General features: G+C 44.8%; 10 protein-coding genes. 8 read left to right on the top strand and 2 right to left on the bottom strand.

Annotation, left to right across the window (positions count from 1 at the left end; all coding sequences use genetic code 11):
• The first annotated feature begins 6 nt into the window (after positions 1–6).
• The 8 genes from F6K37_RS44760 to F6K37_RS23585 all read left to right on the top strand — a co-directional run bounded on the left by F6K37_RS44760 (position 7) and on the right by F6K37_RS23585 (position 5209).
• Complete coding sequence (locus F6K37_RS44760) at positions 7–96, top strand: SPOR domain-containing protein (protein WP_353838401.1); 90 nt, start codon at positions 7–9, stop codon at positions 94–96.
• Positions 97–509: 413 nt separating this feature from the next.
• Complete coding sequence (locus tag F6K37_RS23615; protein WP_287252494.1) at positions 510–884, top strand: hypothetical protein; 375 nt, start codon at positions 510–512, stop codon at positions 882–884.
• A gap of 715 nt (positions 885–1599) precedes the next feature.
• On the top strand, positions 1600–2058 hold the full coding sequence (locus F6K37_RS23610; protein ID WP_287252492.1) for a hypothetical protein: 459 nt from the start codon (positions 1600–1602) through the stop codon (positions 2056–2058).
• A gap of 570 nt (positions 2059–2628) precedes the next feature.
• A complete protein-coding gene (locus F6K37_RS23605; RefSeq protein WP_287252490.1) occupies positions 2629–2790 on the top strand; it encodes a hypothetical protein in 162 nt (53 codons plus the stop codon).
• Between the two features lie 45 nt (positions 2791–2835).
• Positions 2836–3030 carry a hypothetical protein gene (locus F6K37_RS23600; protein ID WP_287252489.1) on the top strand — a complete coding sequence of 65 codons (195 nt, stop codon included), beginning with the start codon at positions 2836–2838 and terminating at the stop codon, positions 3028–3030.
• Positions 3031–3706: 676 nt separating this feature from the next.
• On the top strand, positions 3707–3844 hold the full coding sequence (locus F6K37_RS23595) for a hypothetical protein (protein ID WP_287252487.1): 138 nt from the start codon (positions 3707–3709) through the stop codon (positions 3842–3844).
• Positions 3845–4339: 495 nt separating this feature from the next.
• Complete coding sequence (locus tag F6K37_RS23590) at positions 4340–4510, top strand: hypothetical protein (RefSeq protein ID WP_287252485.1); 171 nt, start codon at positions 4340–4342, stop codon at positions 4508–4510.
• Between the two features lie 498 nt (positions 4511–5008).
• Positions 5009–5209, top strand: a complete 201-nt coding sequence (locus tag F6K37_RS23585; RefSeq protein ID WP_287252484.1) for a hypothetical protein — start codon at positions 5009–5011, stop codon at positions 5207–5209.
• Between the two features lie 132 nt (positions 5210–5341).
• Here F6K37_RS23585 and F6K37_RS23580 read toward each other — a convergent pair whose 3' ends face one another.
• Together F6K37_RS23580 and F6K37_RS23575 are read right to left on the bottom strand one after the other, a co-directional pair.
• On the bottom strand, positions 5342–6016 hold the full coding sequence (locus tag F6K37_RS23580; protein ID WP_287252482.1) for a reverse transcriptase domain-containing protein: 675 nt from the start codon (positions 6014–6016) through the stop codon (positions 5342–5344).
• A gap of 44 nt (positions 6017–6060) precedes the next feature.
• Positions 6061–7029 (bottom strand): RNA-guided endonuclease InsQ/TnpB family protein (locus tag F6K37_RS23575; RefSeq protein WP_287252480.1); only part of this gene is annotated, 969 nt, incomplete at its 5' end.

The following is a 7029-nucleotide window of genomic DNA, read 5'->3' as shown; positions in this document are numbered from 1 at the left end:
ATTCAGATGGGAGCATTCAGAAATGAAGCCAAGGCCAATGCTTTTGCTAACCAACTACGTCAACAAGGAATGTCTGCGTCAATCTATAGACCTTAATCGTTTTGCTTAAAGTTAATTGGTTGAAGGCGATGGAATAATTCAATATTTCAAGGCTCATTAGGAGGAAAACCTAGTTTTCTTAATAAATCGTAATATATTTAAGCTCCAATGGGATGTATATGAGTAATATAGCAATTTTATATCCCATAAGGCACAAAATGATCCCCCTAAATCCCCCTTATCAAGGGGGACTTTGAGATTGATCAGCCTACCTCATAAATCCTAGAAACGCGCTTAGTATTGTATCAGGATAAAAAACCCCGCAATGGTCACAAAAACAGTGTGATATTTTATGCTCACCTAGGTACAGGGGTAAAACGAACCCGACGGGAAAAAGTAAGGATAAAACAAAACATATGGGTCATTTACGATCTTTAGTGGTTCTACTGGTAATAGTGCTAATGCTTACGATGGGAATCGAAAGTAAAGCATGGGCAATTGATAAGGAATATATCTGCGAATTTTCGTCATATAATCCTTGTCCTCCGATTGTTCTTAGTTATGACCGCCAGTTAATGATTAATCGGAACCATGACAGGGTCAAGGTGATCCTAATTGCCAAAGAACCATCCCATGTTGAGGTTATGTTTGAAGATGACAGTATTGAATCTGCTGTTTATGATCTCAGCCGTGGAGAAGAAAAGGAATATTTGATCACCCCGGAATGGACATATTCTACGTACAGCGTCAGCGGTTATGTGGTGTTTGCAGCAATAGACGATGCTCGTTACGGTGAGGAGTTTATAGAGCAAATAAAGCAAGCCATTAAGCGTATATACCTTTGAGGAGGTGGTTCGCAAAAAGCGACAAAAACCCAAAGTAGGAAGTATTAGTGGGACCCCGCACTCAGTTACGGAGAAATAGACGGCTAAAAGGGGTCAAACAAAAAATTAAAATTACCGAGGGTTAAAGATATCGGTTGAGCAAAAAAAGACTGAAAATTGCGCCAAAGAGAAAGGTTTACGCTACACCAAAACCTTTTGTCGTCAGGAGGGCTCCAGAGCCACCACAGACCACTACGCCAACACCAGCACGCTTCGGCACGATAAGGGCTCACTAATTTTGGCAAGGGCAGTGGAAAACTATCAGGCCGGAAATATCAAGGGGGCAAATGCGTTCGCCTTTGGCGTGGCCTACGGCCAATCGCACAAGAGGTGCTGCCGTAGTTCCGCTTTCAATGGGGAAGAAAAAACAATAATCTATCTAATTTATGATGAGGCTCATGGAGTTGTGGCAGATGATAGGAAATCCGAGCATAAGACAGATCAAAAAATGTAAGCTGTCGCCCGATGGTGAGCGCTGAATAGTGATAGTACAAAAGGCGGTACAATGAAAGGACGAGCACACAGAAAAAGCGGATTAGGCCGGTAGGCAATAGCCATTAAATTTGGATTATGTAAATTTTCCAGCCGCAATGGTATGATACAGAACTGTTAGAGCAGCAAGGGAATCGGTGTTTTTACCCCTATTTGCGTTTATGGCCATGTGGAGGAATAAATAATGAAAGCTAATAGTCTGAAAAAATGTTTGATCATGGTGTTCGGAATCCTGTTGTTTACGATGAGTATACAAAACCCGGCATGGGCATATACTCGTAATTCAAGGTGCGATCTCCGTTATCAGTTTTGTTCACCGTTTGTTGTGCATGCTTTGGAAGAGTACCAAGTAATGAATAATTCTCACGTAAATGGAAAGGTATTGGTTTATGCGAACAATGAGGCAAGAGTGGCGCTGGTAGATCTGGATAAACTGTGGTTCGCTGTGGAGGAGACCGAAGAAAAATATATGGAGAAGGGTGAATTCTATGAAATAAAGTTAACAAATGAATGGAAAAACCAGAAAGTGATTGTATTAGACGGAGATGTAGTAATAGGTGGTTATGTTGATGGTTATTTTGAAAAAGATAAATGGTTGACTTATGACAATTTCATAGATGCTATGCAATCTGTTGGGTATTGAAGCGCAACGAGCCACAAAAACCAAAGCCACACAACGCACTAGCGCCAGAAAATAAAACGGTTCAACACACGGGTAGCAGGGGTTAGAACACCCAGCTGTTACTGCGACCATAAATTATCACGGAAGAGCATAAAAAGGGTGAAAATCAGCCGCAATACCTGGCTTTCGTGAACTCATCCATCAGCTAACCAAGACCCCCAACCCTTGAACCTGGGGGCCCTTGTCAATTCCATCACCCGAAGGGTTTCACTTGACTGAATTACACTCAGCCTCTTCGCAGATATCCCACCTTTCACCCATCGCCACCACAGACCCGTCAGCCAACACCAGCACGCTTCGGCACGATAATGGCTCACTAATATTGGCAAGAGCAGTGGAAAACTAACAGGCCGGAAATATCTTGGAAATGCGATCGCCTTTGGCGTGGCCTACGGCCAATCGCACCAGATGTGCTGCTGCCGTAGTGCAGCAAACAATGGGGCTCTAACCCAAATGGACCAATGGCACCTAGAATGGGATACCTTTGAACTAAACTTTGATTAGCGTCAACAAGGGACTAGAACAGCGTCGGTGGGTAGATGTGTTGAACTATGCTCTCAACAGCAATTTGCCACCAAGAGGCTATTGGCGTGCCGCACGTTAAATCGAATCATTGCTGAAGCTCGGCAGCAACAAGCCGCATTAGAAGCATTAAGAAAGCAACTAGCTGTACTGCCTTCTATTGGCTCTTGAGCTTACCAGAGAATTCAAAACAATTCACAGCCTGCTTCACGACCGGTGTCAATTACGACACCATTGCCTTTACAGCCTGTGGTTACCCTTAATATAACTACTGCACCACCACCGTCTCAATCTACTAAAATCAAATATTACGTGATGATCAACGACGGCAGTGCTAGTGGTTTAGCCCAAGCCAGGAAATTTAACAGGAGCTTTTTTGGGTCGATTACCACTATTGTAGATGCATTATGATGGGAGCATTCAAAAATCAAGCCAAGGGCAATGCCGATGCGTACCAACTACGTCCACGATGAATGTCAGCTTCGAGAAATAGACAAAGACTGTAGCGGTTAAAAGTTATATGGAAGTTAGCCATGCTTGTGTATTCGTGCAGTCAACAGGGCTGGCGCTGCGTGTCCGGCGAAAAATTCATTTTTGCCAGGGGGTGTGCGGTATTAAAGATCGAATCTTTGGTGTGGTTAGGGGCAAAAGATACCCTTGGAGCGAAAGGATGATGAGGAATGGGCAGTCTGATCGTCTGTGCCTTGCACTAGTTCTCATGGTGCGTAGGCATCGCTAGGGTATGATTGATATTCCGTGGTTATATCTGTGTAGTGCCGTGCTAATTGTATAGACGTGGCTGGTGCTTGGGTGGCGTCCAAAGTAGCATCCCTACGACTTTAAGGTATTGGTCATGTCATGCCCGGTGGCTCATGGGTCAACACGTCGATGTGATGCTCAAGGCCGACCGGGGTTTCCCTAGCCAGGTTTTGAAGAACTGGTTAGATTGGAGCAATTGGCAAGAATAGCAAACGGCTGCAGGGTGCCATCCATGGGCATCGGTCCGCGTCGCGTACCGATGGTAGTCAGGATGTAAGCTTATCTAGTGATCTGCCGTTTTTTCGTCTAACCCTGGTGGGTTATTGGCATGATTGAAAAGACCCCACAACGGTTGAAAGCTTTGTCAAAGGGGTCAAAGGGAGAGTTGCGGTCACAACCAGTGGAAACCCCCACCCGAAAGAAAGTGAGGCAAGACGGTGTGAGGTTCCGGGTCTATGAAAAATAAAATTTGACCGTAAGTAGGGTGGGAGTGTACAATAAAACTCCCGAATCGGCAGGTAACCGTACTAGAGGGGGTATGTGGGAGGCGGCGGTGGCTCTACTATAGAAAGGCACTACTCATTGCCTGAGCGTACACATATTCGTAGTAATGGGACAGAAAGTGAACCTAATGGGCATATAAAGTTGTTTGAGCAAGGGTTTAAAGCGGAGCCGACGCATCAGGTTGAACGAGATTTCTGTTCGTCACTATCAACCTACCGGCACCTTGCCAGGCCACCCACCCGCAGAAGCGCATAAAAACTAAAAAAGCGATTCAATCGATCCATGGCGGAGAGGGTGAGGGCTTGCCCTATGCATCAGGATGTCACAAAAAAGATGGTTCAAATGGAAGAGTTATTTATGGGGTGGCAATAACCACTTAGGACAATGGAAGTAGGGGTAAGGACGACCTGTACGGTTATGATAATTTTTTGGCGTGTGACGAGTTAAGAGGGCGGGTATGGGCGATAAAAGTCAAGAAGTCCGAGTTACACCTGAACCCGTAGGTGAATATAACCGTACGGCCATATATATTGGACCTGTAACCTTTGTCAGAGAACGGCGACTATTCACCGATGACAAGAACAGCCTGACCCACCTAGAGGGAATAAAAAATGGGTCAACCAATTAGAGGGCGTTTCTCATAGCTATGAGGTACCATGGATATACCCAAATGCCCTCTTCCCTCTCTTCCCCTCCTGGGAGTGGTTAGGGGTTGGTTCCTCTTCCCTGCTCCCAGCTCCGAAGTCCCTGCTCCGATCAACCCTGAAATTTGTACCGCTTGGGTAGAAGAATTATTGCTATAGTAGCATTATTTATATAGTAAAAAACCACCCGGTGTGCCGATATAGCCTCTGGTCGTAATTAAGGTATGATCGGCCTAGTAAAAATATCGTTGGAGTAAACTAAACCGAGATGAAATTACCCTACGTATAGGCGGATGTGTCAAAAATTGCTAGGGAAAGTGGTACTAGTAATCCTGGTGAGGTTTCTGGCCGGATTTAGCACAATAGAAGCTGCGCGCGCATTTGCGCAGTGCGACCTTGGTGAGTCAATAAGTGGTTGTGACTTATGGAACCCGGGAGATCTGATCGTGATCAGGAATAATACCACCAAAGAGGAGATAGCGATGAGGTTATACTCATATCGCCAATGTCACGTGGATGTAGAGGAGTACTTCGGTCCAGCCCACAAAAAAACCGTTCCCCTTGATATTGAACCGTTTACACCGAAGCAGTTGTTAACGGAAGATGGGATTGTATTTGTAGAAGCATTAATCAATGGCTGTGAAGCCCTCGACCTTTCTATTACAAGCGGCCTAAAGAATTAGCCCAAGCCAAAAATAGCATTGATACAGGTCCGAGAATGTGGAATTGCCGACCCGAATAACGAAAGACTTGATTGATCTGCTCCATCAAAATTACAACCAAAAAAAGGAAAGAGAACGAAGGAATACTATGATCTAAAAAAAACGAATATGGGCCCCCACTCTCCCTACCGAGAGGTGAAATAGGAAGAGAGCAAAATCATAAAATATATAGCATGAGGGTAAATACCTCGGGTCAAAGCCTGACAACCAACACCTCACGAAGAAATCGATTAGCTCTCCATGACCCCCAACCCTTGAACCAGGGGGTCTGGTTAACCCCATCACCCAAAGGGTTTCACAAGAATGAATGACACTCAGGCTATGGGCAGATATACCACCTTTCACCCATCGCCACCAGCGTAGAAAATATGCCTCAATGCGCTCACTGGGCGCACAGTGCTCATAAAGCCGAGCCACATTTTCAACCATTCTCTCCACGGTCTTCCGAGCGATTCCTAAACCCGCTGGAGAAAACCAATAGCCCAGAAAATCAAAGCCTCTGGCTATTCGACCAATAAAGGTCTTGTCGGGATGTTTGAGAACCTTTAACTCATTCATCACCTGGTTAGTTGCCTTGATTGCCTTGCGCAACTTCCAGCGGGTCGGAGCCAGAATCACCCAATCGTCCATATAGCGGACATAGAAACTTCCAAGCTGAGCCATTCGGTCATCCAACGGCTTAAGGAATAACGCCCCAATTAGGGGAGAAAGAGGGCATCCAAGGGAGATGCCCTCTGTTATATCTATATAGTCGCCTCCATCCGACACTTGACATCTCCCCCGGCTAAAGCACGGGGGATTCTACAAGGATGTTACGCAGGAGGGTAAACCCGTCCTGCTCCACCCTTATTTCGATATGATCTGGACAAGGATGTGAACAGGTCATATCGATGCGGGAGTGTCAAAGCTCCCCTAGCCACCTTGGTCAGGTCGAATGACTGTGTGGTTACTTTGCGGAGAATATTAGCAGCGCCGTTAGTATCAGCGTTGAGCAACTTTCCGGTACTTGTTTTATAAAGTCCACGTCTAACTCTTTTTCCTGAGGGTTTCCAGCCTTCGGGTTTTTCACCGTGTTTCGGCAAATAATCGCCATCCAAGAAAGACGCTTTACTGGTATAAGACTCTTCAGTGATTATTAGTTTTATTCCATATTCATGGCAGAGTTGTTCCAGTCTTTCTATTAATCTTTTAGTCGGAATTACAACAAACATTTGGTTCCCCCTCTTTCCCAGATTAGAACTAGTCTTCTGTCCCTTGTTCCAGCCAAATACAATATTTCCAATGCCATTATTTAGACAACGATTAACAATAAATCGAGCAGCTTTGTTAATGGCATCTCTCATCTGGTTGTTGCGTTTCTGTTGGACTCTGTCTAAACGTGAGTCCCAGTAAAATTCAGGCTTCCCGGATTTGTAATTAGCGACTAGCCGACAATACCCCTGATTCATTGACTTTAGCTTTTTGCCGTCAATAATAAAACTTTTCCCTAGAGTCGAGACACAGGTCAACCAATTATCTCCACCATGATCTATGCCTATGGCTTGAGAGTAATCAAGAGTTTGGTTGTCTTTAATTGGTTCTTTTCCGTCATTAATCACCCAGTCAATCCAAAATTGTCCGTAGCAAGGTCTAACGGAGACTTCCTTTACCCAATCAGGGTCTATAAAGTCAGGAGGCTCTAAAGCTATTTCAGTCAGTAATTCAGGTTTGCTTTCCTTACTGACTGAAGGGTAAAATAATCCTTCTTTATAAGTTAAAGCTTGTTGTGGAAAAGTAACAGA

Origin of the sequence: Moorena sp. SIO4E2 (assembly GCF_010671945.1) — a bacterium.
GTDB classification, from domain to species: Bacteria; Cyanobacteriota; Cyanobacteriia; order Cyanobacteriales; family Coleofasciculaceae; genus Moorena; species Moorena producens.
This window is presented reverse-complemented; position numbering and strand designations above follow the sequence as displayed.

Bases quoted from the DNA above. Each gene is read 5' to 3' on its own strand.
- F6K37_RS23595 (WP_287252487.1), top strand. From the start codon at position 3,707: ATGATTGAAAAGACCCCACAACGGTTGAAAGCTTTGTCAAAGGGGTCA.
- F6K37_RS44760 (WP_353838401.1), top strand. From the start codon at position 7: ATGGGAGCATTCAGAAATGAAGCCAAGGCCAATGCTTTTGCTAACCAA.
- F6K37_RS23610 (WP_287252492.1), top strand. From the start codon at position 1,600: ATGAAAGCTAATAGTCTGAAAAAATGTTTGATCATGGTGTTCGGAATC.
- F6K37_RS23615 (WP_287252494.1), top strand. From the start codon at position 510: ATGGGAATCGAAAGTAAAGCATGGGCAATTGATAAGGAATATATCTGC.
- F6K37_RS23590 (WP_287252485.1), top strand. From the start codon at position 4,340: ATGGGCGATAAAAGTCAAGAAGTCCGAGTTACACCTGAACCCGTAGGT.
- F6K37_RS23585 (WP_287252484.1), top strand. From the start codon at position 5,009: ATGAGGTTATACTCATATCGCCAATGTCACGTGGATGTAGAGGAGTAC.